At 71.8% G+C, this 20,398-nt stretch carries 21 protein-coding genes and 1 tRNA gene; 11 read left to right on the forward strand and 11 right to left on the reverse strand.

Annotated features, from left to right (window positions below):
- The first annotated feature begins 339 nt into the window (after window positions 1–339).
- Complete coding sequence (locus P2T37_RS03315; protein ID WP_276235338.1) at window positions 340–549, forward strand: DUF8029 family protein; 210 nt, start codon at window positions 340–342, stop codon at window positions 547–549.
- Here the strand turns inward: P2T37_RS03315 and trpG are convergent.
- The 4 genes from trpG to trpD are packed head-to-tail and all read right to left on the reverse strand — an operon-like array spanning window position 544 to window position 4,336.
- Complete coding sequence (gene trpG / locus P2T37_RS03320) at window positions 544–1,122, reverse strand: anthranilate synthase component II (protein WP_276235339.1); 579 nt, start codon at window positions 1,120–1,122, stop codon at window positions 544–546. The genes P2T37_RS03315 and trpG overlap by 6 nt on opposite strands.
- Window positions 1,119–2,696: an anthranilate synthase component I gene (gene trpE, locus P2T37_RS03325; protein WP_276235340.1), complete on the reverse strand. Its 1,578-nt coding sequence runs from the start codon at window positions 2,694–2,696 to the stop codon at window positions 1,119–1,121. Before trpE ends, trpG begins: the two co-directional genes overlap by 4 nt.
- On the reverse strand, window positions 2,693–3,316 hold the full coding sequence (locus P2T37_RS03330) for a phosphoribosylanthranilate isomerase (RefSeq protein WP_276235341.1): 624 nt from the start codon (window positions 3,314–3,316) through the stop codon (window positions 2,693–2,695). The genes trpE and P2T37_RS03330 overlap by 4 nt, the downstream gene beginning before the upstream one ends.
- Complete coding sequence (trpD, locus tag P2T37_RS03335) at window positions 3,317–4,336, reverse strand: anthranilate phosphoribosyltransferase (RefSeq protein ID WP_276235342.1); 1,020 nt, start codon at window positions 4,334–4,336, stop codon at window positions 3,317–3,319.
- A 156-nt stretch (window positions 4,337–4,492) separates the two neighbouring features.
- Here trpD and P2T37_RS03340 point away from each other — a divergent pair.
- The 4 genes from P2T37_RS03340 to P2T37_RS03355 all read left to right on the forward strand — a co-directional run bounded on the left by P2T37_RS03340 (window position 4,493) and on the right by P2T37_RS03355 (window position 7,453).
- Window positions 4,493–4,567, forward strand: a tRNA-Val gene (locus P2T37_RS03340).
- Between the two features lie 72 nt (window positions 4,568–4,639).
- Window positions 4,640–5,872: a DUF2238 domain-containing protein gene (locus P2T37_RS03345; RefSeq protein ID WP_276235343.1), complete on the forward strand. Its 1,233-nt coding sequence runs from the start codon at window positions 4,640–4,642 to the stop codon at window positions 5,870–5,872.
- Window positions 5,873–5,958: 86 nt separating this feature from the next.
- Complete coding sequence (locus tag P2T37_RS03350; RefSeq protein ID WP_276235344.1) at window positions 5,959–6,192, forward strand: hypothetical protein; 234 nt, start codon at window positions 5,959–5,961, stop codon at window positions 6,190–6,192.
- A 121-nt stretch (window positions 6,193–6,313) separates the two neighbouring features.
- Complete coding sequence (locus P2T37_RS03355; protein WP_276235345.1) at window positions 6,314–7,453, forward strand: CBS domain-containing protein; 1,140 nt, start codon at window positions 6,314–6,316, stop codon at window positions 7,451–7,453.
- A gap of 6 nt (window positions 7,454–7,459) precedes the next feature.
- Here the strand turns inward: P2T37_RS03355 and P2T37_RS03360 are convergent, their stop codons facing one another.
- Together P2T37_RS03360 and P2T37_RS03365 are read right to left on the reverse strand one after the other, a co-directional pair.
- Window positions 7,460–7,885 carry a universal stress protein gene (locus P2T37_RS03360; RefSeq protein ID WP_276235346.1) on the reverse strand — a complete coding sequence of 142 codons (426 nt, stop codon included), beginning with the start codon at window positions 7,883–7,885 and terminating at the stop codon, window positions 7,460–7,462.
- Between the two features lie 48 nt (window positions 7,886–7,933).
- A complete protein-coding gene (locus P2T37_RS03365) occupies window positions 7,934–9,718 on the reverse strand; it encodes an ATP-binding protein (protein WP_276235347.1) in 1,785 nt (594 codons plus the stop codon).
- 105 nt (window positions 9,719–9,823) lie between these two features.
- Here P2T37_RS03365 and P2T37_RS03370 point away from each other — a divergent pair, with 105 nt between their 5' ends.
- Entirely contained in the window at window positions 9,824–10,168 is a 345-nt protein-coding gene (locus P2T37_RS03370) for a DUF7113 family protein (protein WP_276235348.1), read from the forward strand.
- A gap of 321 nt (window positions 10,169–10,489) precedes the next feature.
- Here the strand turns inward: P2T37_RS03370 and P2T37_RS03375 are convergent, their stop codons facing one another.
- A complete protein-coding gene (locus tag P2T37_RS03375; protein WP_276235349.1) occupies window positions 10,490–11,746 on the reverse strand; it encodes a DNA double-strand break repair nuclease NurA in 1,257 nt (418 codons plus the stop codon).
- Between the two features lie 98 nt (window positions 11,747–11,844).
- Between P2T37_RS03375 and gpmI the strand changes: the two genes are divergently transcribed.
- Complete coding sequence (gene gpmI / locus P2T37_RS03380) at window positions 11,845–13,374, forward strand: 2,3-bisphosphoglycerate-independent phosphoglycerate mutase (protein WP_276235350.1); 1,530 nt, start codon at window positions 11,845–11,847, stop codon at window positions 13,372–13,374.
- A complete protein-coding gene (locus P2T37_RS03385; protein WP_276235351.1) occupies window positions 13,371–13,841 on the forward strand; it encodes a GNAT family N-acetyltransferase in 471 nt (156 codons plus the stop codon). The genes gpmI and P2T37_RS03385 overlap by 4 nt, the downstream gene beginning before the upstream one ends.
- Here P2T37_RS03385 and P2T37_RS03390 read toward each other — a convergent pair.
- On the reverse strand, window positions 13,838–15,361 hold the full coding sequence (locus P2T37_RS03390) for an amidohydrolase (protein WP_276235352.1): 1,524 nt from the start codon (window positions 15,359–15,361) through the stop codon (window positions 13,838–13,840). The two genes, P2T37_RS03385 and P2T37_RS03390, sit on opposite strands and share 4 nt — an antisense overlap.
- Before the next feature lie 119 nt (window positions 15,362–15,480).
- Between P2T37_RS03390 and hmgA the strand changes: the two genes are divergently transcribed.
- On the forward strand, window positions 15,481–16,713 hold the full coding sequence (hmgA, locus tag P2T37_RS03395) for a hydroxymethylglutaryl-CoA reductase (NADPH) (protein ID WP_276235353.1): 1,233 nt from the start codon (window positions 15,481–15,483) through the stop codon (window positions 16,711–16,713).
- Here the strand turns inward: hmgA and P2T37_RS03400 are convergent.
- Window positions 16,710–17,132: a hypothetical protein gene (locus P2T37_RS03400; protein ID WP_276235354.1), complete on the reverse strand. Its 423-nt coding sequence runs from the start codon at window positions 17,130–17,132 to the stop codon at window positions 16,710–16,712. The genes hmgA and P2T37_RS03400 overlap by 4 nt on opposite strands.
- Window positions 17,129–17,647, reverse strand: a complete 519-nt coding sequence (locus P2T37_RS03405; protein WP_276235355.1) for a DUF5817 domain-containing protein — start codon at window positions 17,645–17,647, stop codon at window positions 17,129–17,131. The genes P2T37_RS03400 and P2T37_RS03405 overlap by 4 nt, the downstream gene beginning before the upstream one ends.
- 81 nt (window positions 17,648–17,728) lie before the next feature.
- Here P2T37_RS03405 and P2T37_RS03410 point away from each other — a divergent pair, with 81 nt between their 5' ends.
- Window positions 17,729–18,061: a cupin domain-containing protein gene (locus tag P2T37_RS03410; RefSeq protein ID WP_276235356.1), complete on the forward strand. Its 333-nt coding sequence runs from the start codon at window positions 17,729–17,731 to the stop codon at window positions 18,059–18,061.
- 55 nt (window positions 18,062–18,116) lie between these two features.
- Here the strand turns inward: P2T37_RS03410 and icd are convergent, their stop codons facing one another.
- Window positions 18,117–19,379 carry an isocitrate dehydrogenase (NADP(+)) gene (gene icd / locus P2T37_RS03415; RefSeq protein ID WP_276235357.1) on the reverse strand — a complete coding sequence of 421 codons (1,263 nt, stop codon included), beginning with the start codon at window positions 19,377–19,379 and terminating at the stop codon, window positions 18,117–18,119.
- Window positions 19,380–19,535: 156 nt separating this feature from the next.
- Between icd and P2T37_RS03420 the strand changes: the two genes are divergently transcribed.
- On the forward strand, window positions 19,536–20,396 hold the full coding sequence (locus tag P2T37_RS03420) for an isoaspartyl peptidase/L-asparaginase (RefSeq protein WP_276235358.1): 861 nt from the start codon (window positions 19,536–19,538) through the stop codon (window positions 20,394–20,396).
- Window positions 20,397–20,398 lie beyond the last annotated feature (2 nt).

A 20,398-nucleotide genomic window follows, 5' to 3' on the forward strand; every position in this document is an offset into this window, starting at 1 on the left:
CATTCGTAACGGCGCTTGCTTCTGTAGCGGGCCAGATAACCCTTTGGCAATCGGGTGTTTCTCGGTCGATTCCCGGCGCGCAGTCGGCACTGGTCGGTTCGCGTGGGTGCGCCGTCGCACGGCGGCGCCTGGTACATCGGACGTGACCGGGCGGACGAACTTAACGGTGGCCAGACCGGAGCGGAAGTGGATATCTCGACGGGAAACGTGGGTCCGTCTCGCGGTTCCCACCGGAACCGAAGGGGGGTTTCGACCGCCGCGGCGCGGGCGAAACGAGGTCCTCCGAGCGGGAGCGCGCGCGGCCCACGCGTTTTTCACGACGGGCCGAGACGCGGAGATATGGACACGCTCGTCGCAGGGGCCCTGCCGCTCCAGCTCGTCCCGGAGTTCGGACTGCCCGGAATCCTCAGCACGCTCGTGATAATCGTCCTCGCCATCGTCGTGGCGCGCGTGGTGCTGTCCATCGCGCTGAAGGTAGCCGTCGTCGCGGCCGTCGTCGTCGGCCTGCTGTGGTTCTTCGGCCTGCTCCGGTTCGTCCCGTTCCTATAGGGTCGCGAGGAAGTTGTCGACCACGTCGTGGCCGACCCCCGTCAGCACCGACTCCGGGTGGAACTGGACGGCCTCGATGGGGTACGCCTCGTGGCGCACCCCCATCACGAGTTCCGTCCCCTCGTCGTCCGTCGTGGCGGTCACGGCGAAGCAGTCGGGAACCTCGGTCGCGACGAGCGAGTGGTAGCGCCCGGCCTGGAAGCCCTGTTCGAGGCCGGCGAAGACGCCCTTCCCGTCGTGGTCGACGGGGAACGCCTTCCCGTGAATCGGCCGCGGGGCGCGCCCGACCGCCCCGCCGTACTCGTACACCGCGGCCTCCAGCCCGAGACAGACCCCGAGCGTCGGTATCTCGGGCGACACCTCCCGCAACACGTCCATCGTGACGCCCACGTCCCGCTCGTTCCTCGGGTGGCCGGGACCGGGCGAGACGACGATGCCCTCGGGGTCCGTGGCGCGCACCTCGTCGAGCGTCGCGGTGTTCTTCAGCACCTCGACGTCGATGCCGTGCTGGCTCACGTACTCCACGAGGTTGTAGGTGAACGAGTCGTAGTTGTCCACGACGAGGACGGTCACGGCTCCACCTCCGGCGGCTCCTCGATGGCTTCGAGCGCCGCGAGGACGCCGCCCATCTTCTTCTCCGTCTCCTCGTACTCGCTCGTCGGGTCCGAGTCCGCGACGATACCCGCGCCCGCCTGCACCGTGACGCGGTCCGTCTCGCCCTCGTCCTCCACCGTCGCGGTGCGGATGACGATGGCGAAATCGGCGTCGCCGGCCCACGAGTAGTAGCCGACGCCGCCGCCGTAGAGCCCCCGCGGCTCGGTCTCCAGCGCGTCGATTATCTCCATCGCGCGCACCTTCGGCGCGCCCGACAGCGTCCCCGCGGGGAACGACGCGCGCGTCGCGTCGAACGCGTCGGAGTCGGCCGCGAGCCGTCCCGTGACGGTGGACTCGATGTGCTGGACGTGGCTGTACTTCAGGACGTTCATGAACTCCTCGACGCGGACGCTGCCCGCCTCGGAGACGCGGCGCACGTCGTTGCGCGCGAGGTCCACGAGCATCGTGTGTTCCGCCCGCTCCTTCCCGTCGGCGAGCATCTCGCCCGCGAGCCGCCGGTCCTCGACGGGCGAGGAGCCGCGCGCGCAGGTGCCGGCGATGGGGTTCGCCATCACTTCCTCCCCGCGCACGGAGACGAGCGTCTCGGGCGAGGCCCCGACGACGGTGAGGTCGTCGTAGCCGAGCAGGTACATGTACGGCGAGGGGTTCACCTCGCGGAGCGCGCGGTAGAAGCCGAGCGGGTCCACCTCGCCGCGGAGCTCGCGGGTCCGCGACAGCACGCCCTGGTAGATGTCGCCGTCGAGGACGTGTTCCTTCGCGCGGGCCACGGCGGCCTCGTAGTCGGCCCGCGACCCCGCGGTCTCCGAGTCGCGCCGGAAGCCGCCCGTATCGAGGGCGGCGGCCTCCCCGAGCAGGCGCTCGACGCGCTCGGCCTCGGCGACGAGGTCGTCGTACACGTCGTCGGGGTCGTCGCCCGCGCGCACGACGGGCGTGAACACGAGTGTCAGGGTTCCCTCCTCGTCGTCGAAGACGAGCGTCCGCGTGTTGAGCACGAACTGCGCGTCAGGGAACCGCGAGTCGGGGCGGTCGAGGCCCACCTCCTCCAGCCAGAGGTCGTAGACGGCGTCGTACGCGAGGAAGCCGACGAGGCCGCCGTCGAGGTGTTGCCGTCCCGAGGCCGGGAAGCCGCGCCGCGGGAGGTCCGGGAGCGCGGCCCGGAGGTCGTCCACGCAGTCGCCGCGGCCGTCGAGTTCGACGAGGCCGTCGTAGCGGTCGTCGAACGTCTCGACCGTGCCGCCGTCCGGCCCGACGGTCACCGCGGCGGCCGGGTCGTAGCCGACGAACGAGAACCGGGCGTGGCGGTCCGCGTCGTCCGTCGAGAACGCGCCGTCCGGGTCCGACGAGGCGACCTTCTGGGCGGACTCGAGCAGGAACGAGTAGTCCGCGCGCTCGGCGTCCGTCGTCCGCCCGGTCAGCGCGGCGTAGGCGGCCAGCGGGTCGGCGTCGGCGTCGAGCGTCGCCGCGGCGCGGACGACGCAGGTGTCGCCGCCCGCGAGGTCGCGGAACTCGGCCCGGGACGTGTCGAGGTTCACGGCGCGGCCCCCGCGTTCCTGACGAACGCGCGCACGGCGTCGTGGTCCTTCACGCCGCCCTCGGACTCGACCCCCGAGGCCACGTCGACCGCGTAGGGGTCGACCGCCGCCACGGCGTCGGCGACGTTGTCGGGGGTCAGCCCGCCCGCGAGTATCACGGGCCGGTCGAGGTCGGCGGTCGCCTCCCGGGTCGCGGCCCAGTCGTGCGTCTCGCCGGTCCCGCCCCCGCCCGCCTCGCTCGGGGTGTCCACGAGCAGGGCGTGGCCGACGCCGGCGTAGTCCGCCACCCCGTCGGTCGGGACGGCCGGGACGACCGGGCCGTAGAAGTTCGCGACGAGGACGGCGACGTCCTCGGGCGGCAGGCCGTGGGTCTGTATCGCGTCCGCGCCGACGAGTTCCGCGAGCGTGACGGCCTCGGCGGCGCTGTCCGGCATCGTCACGATCGTCGCGGTGACGAACGGCGGCACCGTCTCCACGAGCCGTTCGGCCGTCGCCGGGGTCACTTCCCGCGGGGTGTCCACGTCCACGTCCACGATGAACCCGACCGCGTCCGCGCCCGCCTCGACGGCCGCGCGCACGTCCGCCTCCGAGGTGAGGCCGCACACCTTCGCGCGGGCCATCTACGTCTCGGCCTCGGCGGTGTCGTTCGCGGTTCGGAGCGCCTCGAAGGTGGCCGCCGCGCCGCCCGACTCGATGGCGTCGCGGGCGCGCTCGACGCCCTCGCGGAGCGTGTCGGCCTCCCCCGCGACGTACACGGCCGCGCCGGCGTTCGCGAGGATGACGTCGCGCTTCGGCCCCGCCAGGTCGCCCGTGACGATGGCGCGGAGGTCGGCGGCGTTCTCCTCGGGCGTGCCGCCGGCGATGGCCTCCACAGGCGCGGAATCGAGGCCGAGGTCCTCGGGGGTTATCGTGTACTCCTCGACGGTCCCGTCGCGGAGTTCGGCGACGACCGTCTCGTCGTGGAGCGCTATCTCGTCCATCCCGGCGCCGTGGACGACGAGCGCGCGGTCGAGGCCCATCCGGTCGAGCGCCCGCGCGAGCACGGGGACGAGGTCCGGGTCGTACACGCCGACGACCTGCGCGTCCGCGCCGGCGGGGTTCGTCAGCGGCCCGAGGACGTTGAATATCGTCCGGATGCCGAGTTCGCGCCGCGGCCCGATGACGGCCTTCATCGCGGGGTGGAACGCGGGCGCGTGGAGGTAGCCGATGCCGTCGGCCTCGATGCGGGACTCGACGGCCTCCGGGGCCGAGTCGAGGTCCACGCCGACCTCCTCCAGCACGTCGGAACTGCCCGACGACGAGGAGACGGAGTAGTTGCCGTGCTTGGCGACCGGCACCCCGGCGCCCGCGACGACGATGGCGCTCGTCGTCGAGACGTTGATGGTGTCGTAGTCGTCGCCGCCCGTCCCGCACGTATCGACGAGCGGCGAGCGGTCGGGGTCGATGGTGCGCGCGGCGGCGCGCATCCCCTCGGCGAAGCCGGCTATTTCGGCCTCCGTCTCCCCCTTCGCGCGCAACGCCGTCAGCAGCGCGCCGATCTGTGCCTCCGTGGCCTCCTCGAACACGAGGCGGGCCGCCTCGCGCGCCTCCGCCTGTGTCAGGTCTTCGCCCTCCGTGACTCGCTCGATGAGTTCCTTCATTGTGGACACCGATGTACGCTCTTGCGTTATGATGTACAAATCTGTCCATAGCAAAAAGCGTGTCGCCGGCGTGTCGTCGGGCCCCACGCCGCCGCCCCTCCCCGATTCGAAACCTTCAATTGTGCCACCGGGCTACGGTGGATTGCACGCCAGCGAGGGTTCGTGGTCTAGGCTGGTTATGACACCTCCTTGACATGGAGGAGGCCGGCGGTTCAAATCCGCCCGAACCCACTTCCTTCCGACGTCCGCGCCGACAGCGCCGCCCACGTGGGCTTTTCACCGACGAGCGTGACGCGTCCGGACGTGACCTCGCTACGTTCGCTGGTGACCCGGCGGCGCGCGGACACCGCCGTCGCGTGGGCCGTCACGGCGCTGCTCGCGGCCGCGGCCGTGTGGTTCGTCCGGGCGGGCGAACCGGACTGGGCCGTGCTCGCCGCCCTGCTCGCCGCCGTCGCGACGCTGGTGCCCGTCCTGGAGCGCGACCCGACGGCGACGATACCGGCCGAGCTCGCGGCGCTCGTCGCGGTGCCGGTGGCCGTGCGGTCGGTCGGCGCCCTCCCGACCGTCACCCCCTTCCTCGCGACGGCGGGGGTGGCGCTGCTGGTGGCGGTGCTGCTCGACGGCTACACCTCGCTGTCGATGACGCCGCGGTTCGCCGCCGTCCTCGTGGTCGTGGCGACGATGGCGTTCGCGGGCGCGTGGACCGTCGGGGTGTACGCGGCCGACACGCTCGCCGGCACCTCGTTCGTTGGCGGGCGCGTCGAACTCATGTGGGACCTCGTCGCCGCGACCGCGGCGGGGGTCGTCGCGGGCGTCGCCTTCGACGCGTACTTCACCTACTCGGACCGCGTCGACCGGCTGGAGAGCGCGACCCGCGAGGGGGACGACGGCACGGACGGGGGCGACCTCCCGGGCGACGAGCGCCACCACCGCTACGCCGTCCGGGCGATGCAGGCGGCGCTGGCGGCGGCGACCGTCTGGGCCGCCCTCGCGCGCGACCCGACGCTCGTGGTGAACACCGGGGTACCGCTCGCGGTCACCCTCCTGCCGGCGGTCCTGCGCCGGCGTCGCGGCTACGCGATGGACGCCGGCCTCGTCGCGTGGCTGACCCTCGCGTCGGCGCTCCACGCCGCGGGCGCGGTGTGGCTCTACGGCCGGTTCGGCTGGTACGACAGCGTGACACACACGCTGTCGGCGTCGATGGTGGCGGGGCTGGGCTACGCCGTGGCGCGCGCGACGGAGCGCCACTCGCGGGCCGTCTCGTTCGGCCGCGGCTTCCGGGCGACGTTCGTCGTCCTGTTCGTGCTGGCGGTCGGCGTCGGCTGGGAGATACTGGAGTTCGCGAGCGGCGGCCTCGCCTCCCTCGTCGGCGGGGAGGCCGTGCTGGCGCAGTACGGCACCGCCGACATCGTCAACGACCTCCTGTTCAACACCGTCGGGGCCGTCCTCGTCGCCGCGGGGAGTTCCGCCCACTTCGAGGGCGTCGCGGACGTGTTCGTCGGGTGGGTCCGCGTCGCGGTCCGCGGCGGCGACTGAGGGTCCGTTCGCCCACCCCCCTGTAGCTTTTTACGCGAGTGATGCGTGGTTTAAACGGTGAACGACATGCTAGCGAGGCACGTGCGGTGACGCGACCGAGTCCCCGAAGCACGAGACACGAACGCCTCCGGGCCGCGCTCGACGGCCGGTCGGAGGTCGTCGCCGCCGGGACCTTCCGGAAGGCGGCCGGCCCGACGACGGAGATCGTGGTCGACGGCGAGGAACCGCCGGCGTGGCTGGAGACGGAGATCGAACGGCTCGGGATGGCCGTCGACCGGGTGTTGCCCCACGGCGAGACGGTCGAGATCCAGGTTCGGTAGCGCCCCGGTACGGTTCGACGTAACACACGCTTACCGCCGGACGGCTCCGGGATTGCGGCTCGCCCCGAGGGAGGTACTTTCAATAACGCTCGCGGTCAAGTCCGAAGGAGAGGGACTCTATATGGATATCGAAGACATCGTTACGCGCGAGTTCACCGAGGTCGATTCGGGCGAACGACTGGGGAAGGTCCGGTCGACGTTCGAGAGCGAGAACCTGAAGGGGGTCATCGTCACCGACGACGGCGCGTACGCCGGCGTTATCACGGAGAAACAGCTCCTCCAGTCGCACGTGGAGGACAACACCAAGGCCGCGGCGATGATGCGCAACGCGCCGAAGGTGGACCGCCGCGAGGACGTCCGCGACGTGGCGCGGATGCTCGTCGAGGGCGGGGTGAAGGTCGCCCCGGTGTTCGACGGCGAGAAGCTCTACGGCATCATCTCGGAGAACGCCATCCTCGAAGCCGTCCTGGACAACCTCGACGTGCTCACCGTCGGCGACATCTACACCGAGGAGGTCATCTCCGTCCCCGAGGACGCGACGGTCGGGAAGGTCATCAACATCATGCGCGAGAACGGCGTCTCGCGCGTCCCCGTCACGAACGAGAACGGATACCTCTCGGGGCTCGTGACGACCCACGACATCACGGACATCGCGGTCCGCAACATGGACAAGGCGACGCGGGGCGACCGCGGCGGCGACCTCGAACGCGTGCTCGACATCCCCGTCTACGACGTGATGACGAGCCCCGTCGACACCGCCGACCCCGGCGACTCCGTGCGCGACGCCGTCGAGCGGATGCTGGAGGGCGACTACGGCGGCCTCGTCGTCACGGGCGACGACGACCGGCTCATCGCCGGCATCGTCACCAAGACGGACGTGCTCCGCGCGCTCACCTACACCGAGGAGGACCACATGGACGTGCAGGTGACGAACGTGGAGGTGCTCGACACCATCACGCGCGAGGAGATCGTCGCCAGCATCGAGGAGGTCTCCGACAAGTACGCCGACATGCAGGTCCAGCACGCGCACGTCCGCTTCAAGCAGCACAAGGAGAAGCTCCGCGGCACGCCGCTCATCTACGCGCAGATCCGCCTACGCACGAATGTCGGCCAGATGGCCGGCTCCGGCGAGGGGTACGGCGCGGAGTCCGCGTTCCGCGTCGCGCTCGACAAGCTGGAGCGCAACGTGGTCGAGGTGAAGGGCGTGCAGGCCGACGAGGAGTACGAGGGGCAGCTCCTGCGGAAGCTCGGCGAACTGTAGGGCGCGTCAGCGCGCGACCGTGACCGGACACGGCGCGCGCCGGACGACCGCCTCGGCGACGGAGCCGAGCAACACCCGCGAGATACCCTGTCTGCCGTGGCTGCCGATGACGATGGCGTCGGAGCCGTGCTCCTCCGCGAACTCGACGATGGTGCGGGCCGGCTGGCCGACCTCGACGGCCGTCTCCACCGTGACGCCCTCCGGCGCGTCCGCGCGGGCCTCGGAGAACAGCTCCTCGGCGGCGGCCTCCGCCTCGTCGTACCACTCCTCGGAGAAGCTCGGGAGACCGGCCTGCGCGCCGTAGCCCGCCCGCGCGGGGTTGATGACGTGGAGCAGGGTTACCGTCGCGCTCGGGAACTCCGTGAACGCGTAGTCGAGCGCCTGCTGTGACTGCTCGGAGCCGTCCACGGGAACGAGTACGTGCTTCGGCATAGGTCGGAATGCGACGCCCGCGATGAAAAAGGTCGCCCCCGCGGCCCCTCAGTCCCGGCCGTGTTTCGTGACGCAGTGGGGCAGGCCGACCACCTCGACCGGCTCGGAGTTGTCCGGCGAGTACACCGCCATCTGCCCCTTCTCGAAGTAGGGGACCTTCCCCTCCAGCGTCGAGGGGAGGTTCACCGACTTGATGGCGTCCTCGTCGCCGAGGTTGAGGACGACGCTCGTGTTCACCTGCTTGAAGACGGGGTCGGCGATGTCCTGCGGGTCCTGCGTGATGAGGAAGAGGCCGAGCCGCTCCTTGCGGCCCTGCTTCGCCGCCTCGGAGAACTTCCCGATGACCTTCGACGCCTGCACGCTGTCGGCGTCGGTGAGGAAGTTGTGCGCCTCGTCCATCCCGAGGACGAGCGGCGTCTCCTTGATGCGGTCGTAGCGCGGGTCGTTCGAGAGCTTCTCGTCGACGAGCAGGGAGGCGAGCGCGAGGACGACCGTCGTCGTCTTCCGCGAGTCGTTGATGTGGTAGGTCGGGACGCAGGTCAGCCCGCCGGGGCGCACGAACTCGTGGACGAGGTCGGTGATGGGCGGCGCGTCGCCGTCGAACACGTCGCCGAAGCCGTACGTCTTCCGCTTGACCGCGTCGTAGGTCGCCTCGTGGACCTTGCCGGCCTCGTGGAGCTCCTCGCGGAGCGCCGGGTCGTCGAGGAACGACCGGAACTCCGCGTACGTCCCGCCGTCGCCGTGCTGGCGGAAGAACCGGCGGAGGAGTCGCTGGAGCGCGGGGTACTGGTTATCGTTCAGCCCCGCGCCGGCGACGAGCCACGGCCGCGAGCGAACCATCGAGAAGGGGAGCGTGAACTCGACCTGCTCGGCGCGGTGGTGGTCTGCGGCGTAGGTGGCCTCGCCGACCACGGGGACGAACGCCTTCGTGTCGTCGTGGCCGCCGTGTTTCACCCCCTCCGCGTCGAGCGCCCGGCCGAAGTCGTCGGGGTAGTCGCCGTCGTCGTGCATCTGGGCGTACTCGTCCTGCGGGTCGAACTGGACGACCGCCGCGCCGGGCGTGCGGCCGTCGCTCATCTCGTAGGTCCGCCCGAGGTACTGCCGGAGGACGTTCTTCGAGGCGTGGGTCTTCCCCGACCCCGTCCCGCCCGCGACGAGCGTGTGGCGGAAGACGAGCGGGTCGCCGCTGTCGTAGTCGTCCTTCAGCCGATAATCGACCGTCGGCGGCTCCGCCGCCGTCCGCACCTTCTCGCCCCCGACGGCGAGGTGGCCGACGAAGACGCCGTCGTCCGGCACCTTCAGCCCGGTCTTCACCTCGGACTTGTCCTCCGCGCGCCGGACGACCGTCTCCGGCTTCGGGACGCGGTCGGGCATCCGCCGGAGCAGGTCGCCCCCCTCGGAGTAGAGCACCGCGAGCGGCTCCAGCGTCGCCATGAACTTGTAGTCGGCCTCGTCGATGCCGTCCGACCGCATCGCGCGGCGGGCGTGTATCTCCGTGGCGTCGTCGCTGCGGAACTCCTGTGCGTACTCGAGGGCCGTGATGCGGCAGAACAGCGCCTCGCCGTCCGGGTAGTCCGCCACGGCGTACGCGCCCACGCGGACGAGCGAGCGGTTCCCCACGGTGACGTACGCCCGCAGGCGCGTCTCGTCCTCGTGTTCGCCGACCGAGAGGCCCTCGGCGGCCGAGAGCGTCCCCAGCCCGCGGTCGCGCCCCGCCGGGTTCGCCTCGACCGTCTCGAAGTCGTCGGCCGCGTCGGGGGTCGGCTCCGGGTCCGCGTCGGTCGCCGCCCGCTCGGCCGACTCGAACTCCTCGAAGTCCCCGAGGTCAGTCATGCGACGGGCTGTGCGCTCCGGCGACAAAAACCCACGCTCCCGCGCGCCCGGGCCGCCCGGGCCGCCCGCCCGCGGACCTATACGCCGTGACCGCGTAGTAAGCCCGTGTTACTCATCCGCGGCCACGCCGGGGGCACGGCGCTCACCGGCACGCTGTACGAGCGCGGCGAGGACCCGCCCGCGTTCAAGGGCGCGCCCGACGAGGGCGCCCCCTACGTGTGGGTCTGCGACGCCTTCTACGAGGTCGAGTCGGGCGGCCAGCTCCAGCGCATCGGCGACCGCGAGATACGCGTCGCCTTCGAGACGCCCATGCCGCGCGGCTTCGAGACGCGCGACCGGGCCGTCGACGCCGCGAAGGAACACCTCCGCACCCAGTTCGCCCGCGTCGGCGTTCCCGAGGGCGAGGTGGAGATAGAGGTAATCAAGCGCGAACCCGGCCTCGAACAGTAGGCCGTCCGTTTCTGTGTTCGGTGTTGTCCCGATACGGTCGGCGACACCTCCGAAGCCCTCGCCCGCTCCGGCCCTACCGGCCGTGGCGCGCGCTGGCGAGCGTCTCGTGGCGAGCCAGCGCCGCGCGAGGGACGAGCGAACGCAGTGAGCGGGTCGGCTGGGGAGGCGTGTGGACGGTGCGGTGCTGTCTTCCCTAGAACCGCGTGAGCAGGGCGTTCGCCGAACACACCACCCACGAATCATACTGGGCAGGACGGACGGGGAACTGGACACGAAACACGAGGCAACCCCTACCGAAACGAACCGGAACGGAACGACGACTCAGTCCACGAACGCGCCCCAGCGGTCGTCGTTGTAGTCGGCGTCTATCTCCGAGTCGAACGCCGTCTCCAGCGCCTCGCGGAGCGCGGTCGTCTCGCGCGCGCCGATCTTCGCCAGCGAGTCGGCCTTCCCGACGGCCTCGGGCGGGCCGCGTTCGGCCGCGACGCCTTTCAGCACCTGCCGGAGCAGGTCCTCGCGCAGGTCGGCGTCCTCGGTGAAGTGGCGGGGCGCCTCCACCCGGTACACCGTGTCGGTGCGGGGGTCGTACACCATGGCGAACGTGACCTCGTAGTTCCAGTGGTCGAGGCGGCGCTCGATGCCGGGCAGGGTGTCGGGCGAGGCGAGCGCGCCGTCCGTGCCGCCCCGGGAGACGAACCAGTTCGTGTAGGTGAGCGCGTCCGTCTCCCGCTCGCGCTCGCCGTCCACGACCTCGGCGCGTTCGAGCAGTTGGGAGAAGAAGGCGGCGTCGTTGAGCCACGGGGAGTTCCCCTCCTTGTCGCGGACCGTCCGCGTGACGAGGCGGCTGGCGGGGTTCTTCACGAAGCCGACCATCGGCACCTCCCGGCGGACGAAGTTCTCCACGAGGTCCACGTACGCCTGTATCACGCCCTGCGGGCGCTCGTCCTCGGCGAGCAGGTCGGCGAGTTCGGGGTCCCGGCGGTCCCACGTGAGCAGGCCCTTGGGGTAGATGGGGCCGTCCATCACGAGCAGGTCCTCGACCACCTCGGCGTTGTCCGTCGCGTGGGTCACCTCCGAGAGGTAGAGCGCGAGTTCGTGGACGACGGCGGTCATCGACCGGTCCGTCGCCGGGACGTGGAGCAGGCGCTGGCGGACGTACCCCTCGTCGTCCATCGTCCAGTCGCCGTCGAGGCCGACGGTCACGTCGTTCGAGTGGACCGCGACGACGTTCGTGCGCCCGCGGTGGAGTTCGAGGTCGGAGGGAACGCGGCTCATCGCCGCCTGCGCCACGTCCACGACGAGGCCGTTCTTGAACGTCGTCGGGTTGATGGTGCCCGAGTCGAGGCCGTGGCGCGTCTCGAAGCGGTCGGCCTCCAGCGCCACCTCGGTGGCGTCGATGCGGCGGCGCGCCTGCTCGCCCAGCGGCTCCACGACCGGCTCGCCGTCGTCGTACAGCGGGTCGAGGTACTCGTTCCACACCGTCTCGGCGAACGCCCGGTGTTCCGCCTCGTCCACGGTGCGGCTGACGCCGCGCGCCAGCCGTGAGATGGCCTTGAAGTGGACCGGGTCCAGCGTCATTCGTCCGTGCTGGGTCGTGTCGGCGTAAAAAGGGTGCGGGGCGGGCGAGGGCAAGGGTTCCGAACGCTACTTACCCGGGCCGCGCCAGCGTTCCGACAATGCAAGCGGCGCTTGTCGTCCTGGACGGCTGGGGGCTGAACGACGACCCCGAGGCCCGCGACGCGGTGCGCGCGGCCGACACCCCGACGTTCGACCGTCTGCGCACGGCGGGCGCGTTCGGGACGCTCGAGACCCACGGCCGGCGCGTCGGCCTCCCCGCGGGACAGATGGGCAACAGCGAGGTGGGCCACCTCAACATCGGCGCGGGCCGGGTCGTCCTGCAGGACTCGACGCGCGTGAGCGAGGACGCCGAGGCCGGCGTGCTCGGGGAGAACGACGCCGTCGCGGACGCGTTCGCGTACGCACGCGACCGGGGCGGTCGCGTCCACCTCATGGGCCTCGTCTCCGACGGCGGCGTCCACTCGTACCAGCACCACATCCACGCGCTCGTCGAGGCCGCGGCCGACGCGGGCGTCGAAGCGGTCACGCACGCGTTCACCGACGGCCGGGACACCGCGCCGAAATCGGGCGCGGGCTTCCTCCGCGACCTCGACGCCGTCGCCGCCGAGCACGGCACGGGCGACGTCGCGACGGTGACGGGCCGCTACTACGCGATGGACCGCGACGAGAACTGGGACCGGACGGCGCGCGCGTTCGACGCCGTCGTGAACCGCGAGGCACCGTACGAGGCCGAGTCGGCGGTCGGCGCGGTCGAGGCCTCGTACGCGCGCGGCGACACCGACGAGTTCGTCGAACCGACCCTCGTCGCGGGCGGGCCGGCGCTCGGCCCCGACGACGCCGTCGTGTTCTGTAACTTCCGCGCCGACCGCGCGCGGCAGTTGACCCGGATGCTCGCCGGCATCCGCCCCGGGGACTGGGAAGCCGAGGGCGTCGCGGTCGACCCGCCGGGTGCGCACGTCGTGACGATGACCGAGTACGACGCGACCTTCGACCTGCCCGTCGCCTTCCCGCCGAATCGGCCCGAGAACACGCTCGGGGAGGCGCTCGCCGACGCCGGGCGCACCCAACTGCGCGCCGCGGAGTCCGAGAAGTACCCCCACGTCACCTACTTCCTCAACGGGGGCCGGGAGGTCGAGTTCGCGGGCGAGCGCCGGCGCATCGTGGACTCCCCCGACGTGGCGACGTACGACCTGCGCCCGGCGATGTCGGCCGCCGAACTGACCGACGAGGTGCTCGCCGCGGTCGAGGCCGACGACCCGGACGTGCTCGTCCTCAACTACGCGAACCCGGACATGGTGGGCCACACGGGCGACTTCGACGCCGCCGTCGCCGCCGTCGAGGCGGTGGACGAACAGCTGGGACGGCTGGCCGAGGCCGTCGCCGCCGCGGGCGGCCACCTCCTCGTCACCGCCGACCACGGCAACGCCGACGACATGGGAACGGCCGACGACCCCCACACCGCCCACACGACGAACCCCGTTCCGTTCCTCTACGTCGCGCCCGACGGCGGCGACGGGGGCACGCGCGTCCGCGAGGGCGGCGCGCTCTGCGACATCGCGCCCACCCTGCTCGCGCTCGTCGGCGTCGCCGTGCCCGGGGCGATGACCGGAGAGGACCTGCTCGAATGACCCTCCGGGTCCGGCGCGCGACGGCCGCCGACACGGAGACGCTCGTCCCCCTCTACCGCGCCGCCTACGACACGGCCGCCGACCTCGGCTACCCGAACGGGATGCAGGCGGTCGAGGCGGAGTACGTCCGCGGGTGGTTCGACGAGGAGCCGCCCTCCGCGGAGTTCGTCGCCGAGCGCGACGACACGGTCGTCGGCGCGATACGCGTGCTGGAGGAGCGCGACGTGCCCTTCCTCGAACGCCTCGCCGTCGCGCCCGACGCGCAGGGCGAGGGCGTCGGGGGCCGACTGTTCGCCCGCGCGGAGCGGTACGCGAGGGAGGCGGGCTACGACCGCGTCCGGCTCGGGACGTTCACCGACCACCCCTTCCTCCTCGACTTCTACGAGTCGCGCGGCTACGAGCGGTTCACGCTGTGGGAGTCCGACGACCACGAGTACGACTACGTGGGCTACGAGAAGCGGCTCTAGCGCTCGTACACCACGTCGCCGGCCACGACGGTCGCGGCCACGTCGATGTCCGCGATGTCGTCGTCCGCGACCGCCCACGGCGACTCGGCGAGGACGACGAGGTCCGCACGCTTGCCGGCCTCGACGGTGCCGGCCTCGTCCTCGTTCCCGGCGGCGTACGCGCCCCCGGCGGTGTACGCGCGCAGCGCCTCGGTCACGGACAGCCGCTGGCGCGCCTCGGGCGCGGTGACGGCCTCCCGTACCCCGAACAGCGGGTCCAGCGGCATGCAGTCGGAGCCGAACGCGAGCGGGACGCCCGCGTCGAGCAGGTCGCGGAACGGCATGACCTCGCGGCGGCGCTCGCCCAGCCGCGCGTCGTAGAGGCCGCCCTCGCGCGCCCACTTCAGGAAGTTCGGCTGGACGGACGCGACGGCGCCGACCTCGCGGAACCGCTCCACGAGGTCGCCGGTGAGCAGTTCCGCGTGTTCGACCCGGTGGCGCAGGCGCGCCGCGTCGTGGCGCTCCAGCACGTCCAGCGTCCCCGCGACGGCCGCGTCCCCGATGGCGTGGGCCGTGAACTGGAGGTCCGCGCCCGCCGCCTGCTCGACCATCTCGTCGAGTTCCTCGGGCCCGACGACCCACTGACCGTCGCCGTCGCCGTCCGCGTAGGGCTCGCGGAGCTTCGCCGTCGAGCCCCCGAAGCTCCCGTCCGTGTAGGTCTTGATGGCCCCCGTCTCGACCATCTCGCTCCCGTGGCCCGAGCGCAGGCCCGCTTCGACCACGGCGTCGGCGTGGTTCGCCCAGTAGTTGATTCGCACGCGGAGGGTGAGGTCGCCGACGGCGTCGAGGTCGCGGTACACGCGCGGCTTGTGGCTGTCCCGGCACATGTCGTGTATCCCCGTGACGCCGAGTTCGTTCGCGCGCGCCTGTGCCGCGCGGACGAGCGACTCGGTCCCCTCGACGTCCGGCTCGAACGCCGCGAACAGCGGGTCGACGGCCTCCTCGACGACGACGCCGGTCGCCTCGCCCCCCTCGACCCGCACGTCGCCGTCGGGCATCTCCCCGCGGTGGGCGTCGAGCGCCGCGGTGTTCACCGACGCGGTGTGCATGTCCTCGCGGAAGGCGACGACGGGGCGGTCGTCGGCCACCGAATCGAGGTCGTCGCGGGTGAGGTAGCGGGCCTCGTCCCACGTCGATTCGTCGTAGCCGTAGCCGAGCACGGGGCCCTCGGTCTCCCGGGCGCGCTCGTGCAGGCGCTCGACGGCGTCCGCGGCCGACTCCGCGCCCCGAAGGTCCGCGTGGACGAGGTGGCGGCCGACCATCTCCAGGTGGGTGTGCGCGTCCACGAACCCGGGGAGGACGACGCCGCCCTCCGCGTCCATCACTTCGGTCGTCGCGCCGACGAGGAAGTCCACCTCGTAGGCGTCGCCGACGCGGACGATTCGGCCGTCCCGGACCGCGACCGCGCCGTGGGTCGTATCGGGGTCGGCGAGCGTGTGGACCTCGGCGTTCGTGACGACGAGGTCGGCCGGTGCTGTCATACCGGCGTGGTGGCGGGCGGGGTCGGTAAGCGTTCGGTTCGGGCGGCGGGGCCGCGGCGGCCGGCGCGTCCCCCTCACGGATGCAAAACAGTTTGGCGGGGGCGGTCGCAGGTGGTGTCATGAGCGACGTAGACGACCTCGCGGAACGGGTCGAGGAGGGCGAACTCCGCCTCCACGAACTGGAGGCGCACGCGGACGAGGCGACGGCCGCGGAGGTCCGTCGGCTCCTGGTCGAGCGCCGGACGGGCGCGGCCCTCGATACCGTCGGCGACTACGCGTTCGCCCCCGAGGACGCGGTCGGGTCGAACATCGAGAACCTCGTCGGGGGCGCGCAGGTGCCGATGGGCGTCGTCGGCCCCGTCCGCATCAACGCGGACGACCCCGACGGGGCCGTCTCCGGCGACAAGTACCTCCCGATGGCGACGACGGAGGGGGCGCTCGTCGCGAGCGTGAACCGCGGCTGTGCGGCCATCCGCGCGGGCGGCGGCGCGACGGCGCGCGTGCTGAAGAACGCGATGACCCGCGCGCCCGTCTTCCGGGTCGCGGACGTGGGCGAGGCCGCGGAGACGGCGGCGTGGGTCCGCGAGCACACCGACGACCTCGCCGGGACAGCTGAAGCGACCACGAGCCACGGGGAACTGCGCGAGGCGACGCCGTACGTCGTCGGCGACAGCGTCTTCGTCCGGTTCGCCTACGACACGAAGGACGCGATGGGGATGAACATGGCCACCATCGCCACGCAGGAGGCCGCCGAACACATCGAGGCCGAGACGCCGGCCGAACTCGTCGCCCTCTCCGGGAACCTCTGTTCGGACAAGAAGCCCGCCGCCGTCAACGCCGTGAACGGCCGCGGGCGAACCGTCAGCGCCGACGTCACCCTCTCGCGGGAGACGGTCGCGGACGTGCTCAAGACCACGCCCGAGGCCATCGCCGAGGCGAACACGCGCAAGAACCTCGTCGGGTCGGCGAAGGCCGGGAGCCTCGGCTTCAACGCCCACGCCGCGAACACCGTCGCGGCGGCGTTCCTCGCCACCGGCCAGGACATCGCGCAGGTGGTCGAGGGTGCGAACGCCATCACGACCGTGGACGTGCGCGACGGCGGCGACACGCTGTACGCCTCGCTCACTATCGCCTCCCTCGAAGTCGGGACCGTCGGCGGCGGGACGAAGCTCCCGACACAGGCCGAGGCGCTCGACGTCGTGGGCGTGCGCGGCGGCGGGAGTCCGCCCGGCGCGAACGCCGACGCCCTCGCGGAGGTCATCACGACCGCGGCGCTCGGCGGCGAACTCTCGCTGCTCGGCGCGCTCGCCTCCTCGCACCTCGCGAGCGCCCACGAGGAACTAGGCCGTTAGTCGAGGTTCCGGGTCCCGGCGACGAGGAAGAGCACGCCGCCGATGACGACGGCGAGGCCGAGCCACAGCAGCGCCAGCGACCCGAAGCCGGCGGCGAAGAACAGACCGCCGAACCCGACCGCCCCGACGGCGTGGGCGATACCGCGCAGGCGGTACCCCCGCCGGAGATAGACGGGGGCGCCGACGGCGAAGCCGAGCGCGAGCACGCCCGAGGAGAGGACGAACGTCGGGACGCGCGTGCCGAACACGTCCACGACGCGCACCGACGGCTGGAGGATGAGGAGTATCCCGGCGACGCCGACGATGCTCCCGACGACGACGGACGCGGGGTCGAGGTCGCGGAGCCCGGGCGTCCCCGGCGACCCCTCGGAGCCGGGGTCGTCCCACTCGGGGTCGGGGTCCCAGTCGTCGTCGCTCATAGCGGACGGTAGCGCCCCCCGGACTCGGTCACCGCGCCGGCGCGGGCCAGTTTGTCGAGCGCGCGCTCGACGTAGTCTCGCTCGACCCCGTGGTCGGCGGCGTACTCGGCTATCTCGGACTCGGTGGGCCGGTCGAGGTCCGCGACGGCCCGCTCGACGGCCTCGCGCTTCGAGAGCGACCCCGACGACGCGTGGCCGTCGGCCCGCTCCCCCGCATCCGCAACCTCGTCGGCGTCGAGGCCCGAGGCGGTCAGGAACTCCCCGTCGTCCATCCCGGAGTCCATCGCGCGCTCGCCCATCGTCGCGAAGTCGTCGAGGTCGCCGTCGTACCCCGCGCGCCGCTGGACCATCGCGGAGCGGACGTTCTTCGCGGCGTCCGCGTCCTCGGTCTCGGCGAACTTCTTCAGCTTCGCGAACCGCCGGCGCGCCCCGCAGCGGGGACACGAGGTCGTCTCGGGTCGCCCCGAGACCACCCACAGCGCCTCGCAGTCCGAACAGCCGACGACCGCGTACATACCCGGGGTTGCGGGGCGCGACCCTTGACTCGCTCGGTCGCCGGGGAAGCGGCTTTGGTTCCCCCGGCCGTCGTCGCCGCCATGGACCACGCAGCGCTCGGAGCGGAGACGGAGGCCGTCGAGAACGTCCACCTCGCACAGCTCGCGGCGGGCGAGGAGACCAGCGTCCAGCACTTCCGTATCGAGCCGGGCGCGACCGTCCCGAGCCACGACCACCACCACGAACAGGCCGGGTTCGTCTACGAGGGCGAACTCACCTTCCTGCTCGACGACAGCGAGGTGACCGTCGCCGCCGGCGAGTCCTACGTGCTCGCGGGCGGGGAGGTCCACGGCGCGGAGAACCGAGGGACCGAGCCGGTTCGCGGGGTCGATATCTTCTCGCCGCCGCGGACGGACCCGGACTGGGCCGAGTAGACGGGGACGGCGGCGCGGCTGGCGGGTCGCGAAAGAAGGGAGGAAAGCGGTCGGTCTACGCGAGGTCGTGGATGCGCTCGACGATCTCGTCGGCGAACTCGGAGGTGGCGAGCTTCTCGCCGCCCTCGACCTGCCGCTCGATGTCGTAGGTGACGCGCTTCGAGGAGATCTGCGCCTCGACGGCGTCGCGCACGAGCTCCGCGGCGTCGTGCCAGCCCAGCTGTTCGAGCATCAGGCGACCGGAGAGGATCATCGCGCTCGGGTTCACCTTGTCCTGGCCGGCGTACTTCGGGGCCGAGCCGTGGACCGGCTCCGCGAGCACGCGGCCCTCGCCGAGGTTCGCGCCGGGCGCGATGCCCAGCCCGCCGATCTGCGCGCCGGCGGCGTCGGAGAGGTAGTCGCCGTTGAGGTTCGGCATCGCGAGCACGTCGTACTGCTCCGTCCGGGTGAGGAGCTGCTGGAGCATGTTGTCGGCGATGCGGTCCTTGACGACGACCACGTCGTCGGGGGCCTCGCCGTCGTACTCGTCCCACAGCTCGTCCTCGGTGATGGTCTCCTCGGCGAACTCCTCCTCCGCGAGCTCGTAGCCCCAGTCGCGGAAGGCGCCCTCGGTGAACTTCATGATGTTCCCCTTGTGGACGAGGGTGACGGAGTCGCGGTCGTTGGCGATGGCGTACTCGATGGCGCGCCGGACGAGCCGCTTCGTCCCGAACTCGGTGATGGGCTTGATGCCGATACCGACCGGGCCGTCGTGAATGGTCGAGTCGAAGCCCATCTCCTCCTCGACGAACTCCTTGACCTGCTGGACCTCGTCGGTGCCGGCCTCGAACTCGATGCCGGCGTACACGTCCTCCGTGTTCTCGCGGAAGTTCACCATGTCCATCTTCTCGGGCGCCGTCACGGGCGACGGGACGCCGTCGAGGTGGTAGGTGGGACGGACGTTCGCGTAGAGGTCGAGCTTCTTGCGGAGCGCGACGTTCAGCGAGCGGAAGCCGGCCCCGACCGGGGTCGTGAGCGGCCCCTTGATGGAGACGCGGAACTCCTTGAGCGCCTCCACGGTGTCGTCCGGGAGGTTCTCGTCGTATCGCTCGCGGGCGGCCTCGCCCGCGTAGACGCGCATCCAGTTGATCTCGCGGCCCGTCGCCTCGGCGGCGGCGTTCAGCACCGCCTGGGCCGCCGGCCCGACGTCGGTCCCGATACCGTCACCGTGGATGATGGGGATGACCGGGTTGTCCGGAACGACGAGCTCGTCGTTCTCGTCTACCGTGATGTGCTCCCCGTCGGCGGGGACCTCCACCTGCTCGTACTCGTGCGACATTGGCGGAGAATTCAGAGTCACGACTGAAAGGCGTACCGTTATGCGCCGGAAACGGTATGAAGAACCGTTATACTCGGTGTTCCGGGGGTCGCTCACACACCGGCCGTGACCGTCTGAAGTCGGGGCGACTAAGCGGGTCGCCCCGTAGCCGACGGTATGCGAGTCATCGTCCACGGCGGCGCGGGGTCGCCCCCGGAGGAACCGCCCGAACGACAGGCAGTGCTCGACGAGGCCGCGGCGACCGGCGCCGACGCCGACACCGTCACCGACGCCGTCTGTGCCGCGACGCGCGTGCTCGAATCGGACCCGCGGTTCAACGCCGGCGTCGGCGGCACCGTCCAGTCGGACGGGATAATCCGAACCGATGCGGGGCTGATGACCGACGACCGCGCGGCCGGCGCGGCGTCGTCGATGCCGGGGGTCGAACACGCGGTCGACGTCGCGCGCGTCGTGAAGGAGGAGACGCCCCACGTGCTCGTCTCGGGCGTCCACGCCGTGGACCTCGCGGACGCGTTCGGGGTCGACACGGAGGTCGACCTGTGGACCGAGCGGCGAACCGAACAGTGGGAAGACCTCGACGACCACCCCGACGTGACGGACACGCGGGGCCAACTCGACTGGCTCCGCGAGCAGTTCGGCGGGTCGGATACGGTCGGCGCGGTCGCCCGCGACGGCGACCGGGTCGCCGCGGCCACCTCCACCGGGGGGCGGTGGCTGGCGCTCGCGGGCCGCGTCGGCGACGTGCCCCAGATAGGCTCGGGGTTCTACTGCACGGCCGCCGGGGGCGCGAGCGCCACCGGCGCGGGCGAGGACATCGCGCGGGTGACGCTCGCGCGCCGTGCCGTGGACCACCTCGACGCGGGCCGGCCGGCCGACGAGGCCGCCGACCGCGCCATCGAGGAGTTCGCCGACCTCACCGGGTCCACGGCGGGCGTCATCGTCATGGGCGACGACGGCGACGCGGGCGAGGCGTACAACAGCGAGGCGATGCAGACGGCCGTAGCCGGCGACAAGTAAGC

Source organism: Halosegnis marinus, from assembly GCF_029338355.1.
GTDB lineage: Archaea > Halobacteriota > Halobacteria > Halobacteriales > Haloarculaceae > Halosegnis > Halosegnis marinus.

Bases quoted from the DNA above. Each gene is read 5' to 3' on its own strand.
- P2T37_RS03315 (WP_276235338.1), top strand. From the start codon at position 340: ATGGACACGCTCGTCGCAGGGGCCCTGCCGCTCCAGCTCGTCCCGGAG.
- P2T37_RS03330 (WP_276235341.1), bottom strand. From the start codon at position 3,316: ATGGCCCGCGCGAAGGTGTGCGGCCTCACCTCGGAGGCGGACGTGCGC.
- trpD (WP_276235342.1), bottom strand. From the start codon at position 4,336: ATGAAGGAACTCATCGAGCGAGTCACGGAGGGCGAAGACCTGACACAG.
- P2T37_RS03355 (WP_276235345.1), top strand. From the start codon at position 6,314: ATGGATATCGAAGACATCGTTACGCGCGAGTTCACCGAGGTCGATTCG.
- P2T37_RS03360 (WP_276235346.1), bottom strand. From the start codon at position 7,885: ATGCCGAAGCACGTACTCGTTCCCGTGGACGGCTCCGAGCAGTCACAG.
- P2T37_RS03365 (WP_276235347.1), bottom strand. From the start codon at position 9,718: ATGACTGACCTCGGGGACTTCGAGGAGTTCGAGTCGGCCGAGCGGGCG.
- P2T37_RS03375 (WP_276235349.1), bottom strand. From the start codon at position 11,746: ATGACGCTGGACCCGGTCCACTTCAAGGCCATCTCACGGCTGGCGCGC.
- gpmI (WP_276235350.1), top strand. From the start codon at position 11,845: ATGCAAGCGGCGCTTGTCGTCCTGGACGGCTGGGGGCTGAACGACGAC.
- P2T37_RS03385 (WP_276235351.1), top strand. From the start codon at position 13,371: ATGACCCTCCGGGTCCGGCGCGCGACGGCCGCCGACACGGAGACGCTC.
- P2T37_RS03390 (WP_276235352.1), bottom strand. From the start codon at position 15,361: ATGACAGCACCGGCCGACCTCGTCGTCACGAACGCCGAGGTCCACACG.
- hmgA (WP_276235353.1), top strand. From the start codon at position 15,481: ATGAGCGACGTAGACGACCTCGCGGAACGGGTCGAGGAGGGCGAACTC.
- P2T37_RS03400 (WP_276235354.1), bottom strand. From the start codon at position 17,132: ATGAGCGACGACGACTGGGACCCCGACCCCGAGTGGGACGACCCCGGC.
- P2T37_RS03405 (WP_276235355.1), bottom strand. From the start codon at position 17,647: ATGTACGCGGTCGTCGGCTGTTCGGACTGCGAGGCGCTGTGGGTGGTC.
- P2T37_RS03410 (WP_276235356.1), top strand. From the start codon at position 17,729: ATGGACCACGCAGCGCTCGGAGCGGAGACGGAGGCCGTCGAGAACGTC.
- icd (WP_276235357.1), bottom strand. From the start codon at position 19,379: ATGTCGCACGAGTACGAGCAGGTGGAGGTCCCCGCCGACGGGGAGCAC.
- P2T37_RS03420 (WP_276235358.1), top strand. From the start codon at position 19,536: ATGCGAGTCATCGTCCACGGCGGCGCGGGGTCGCCCCCGGAGGAACCG.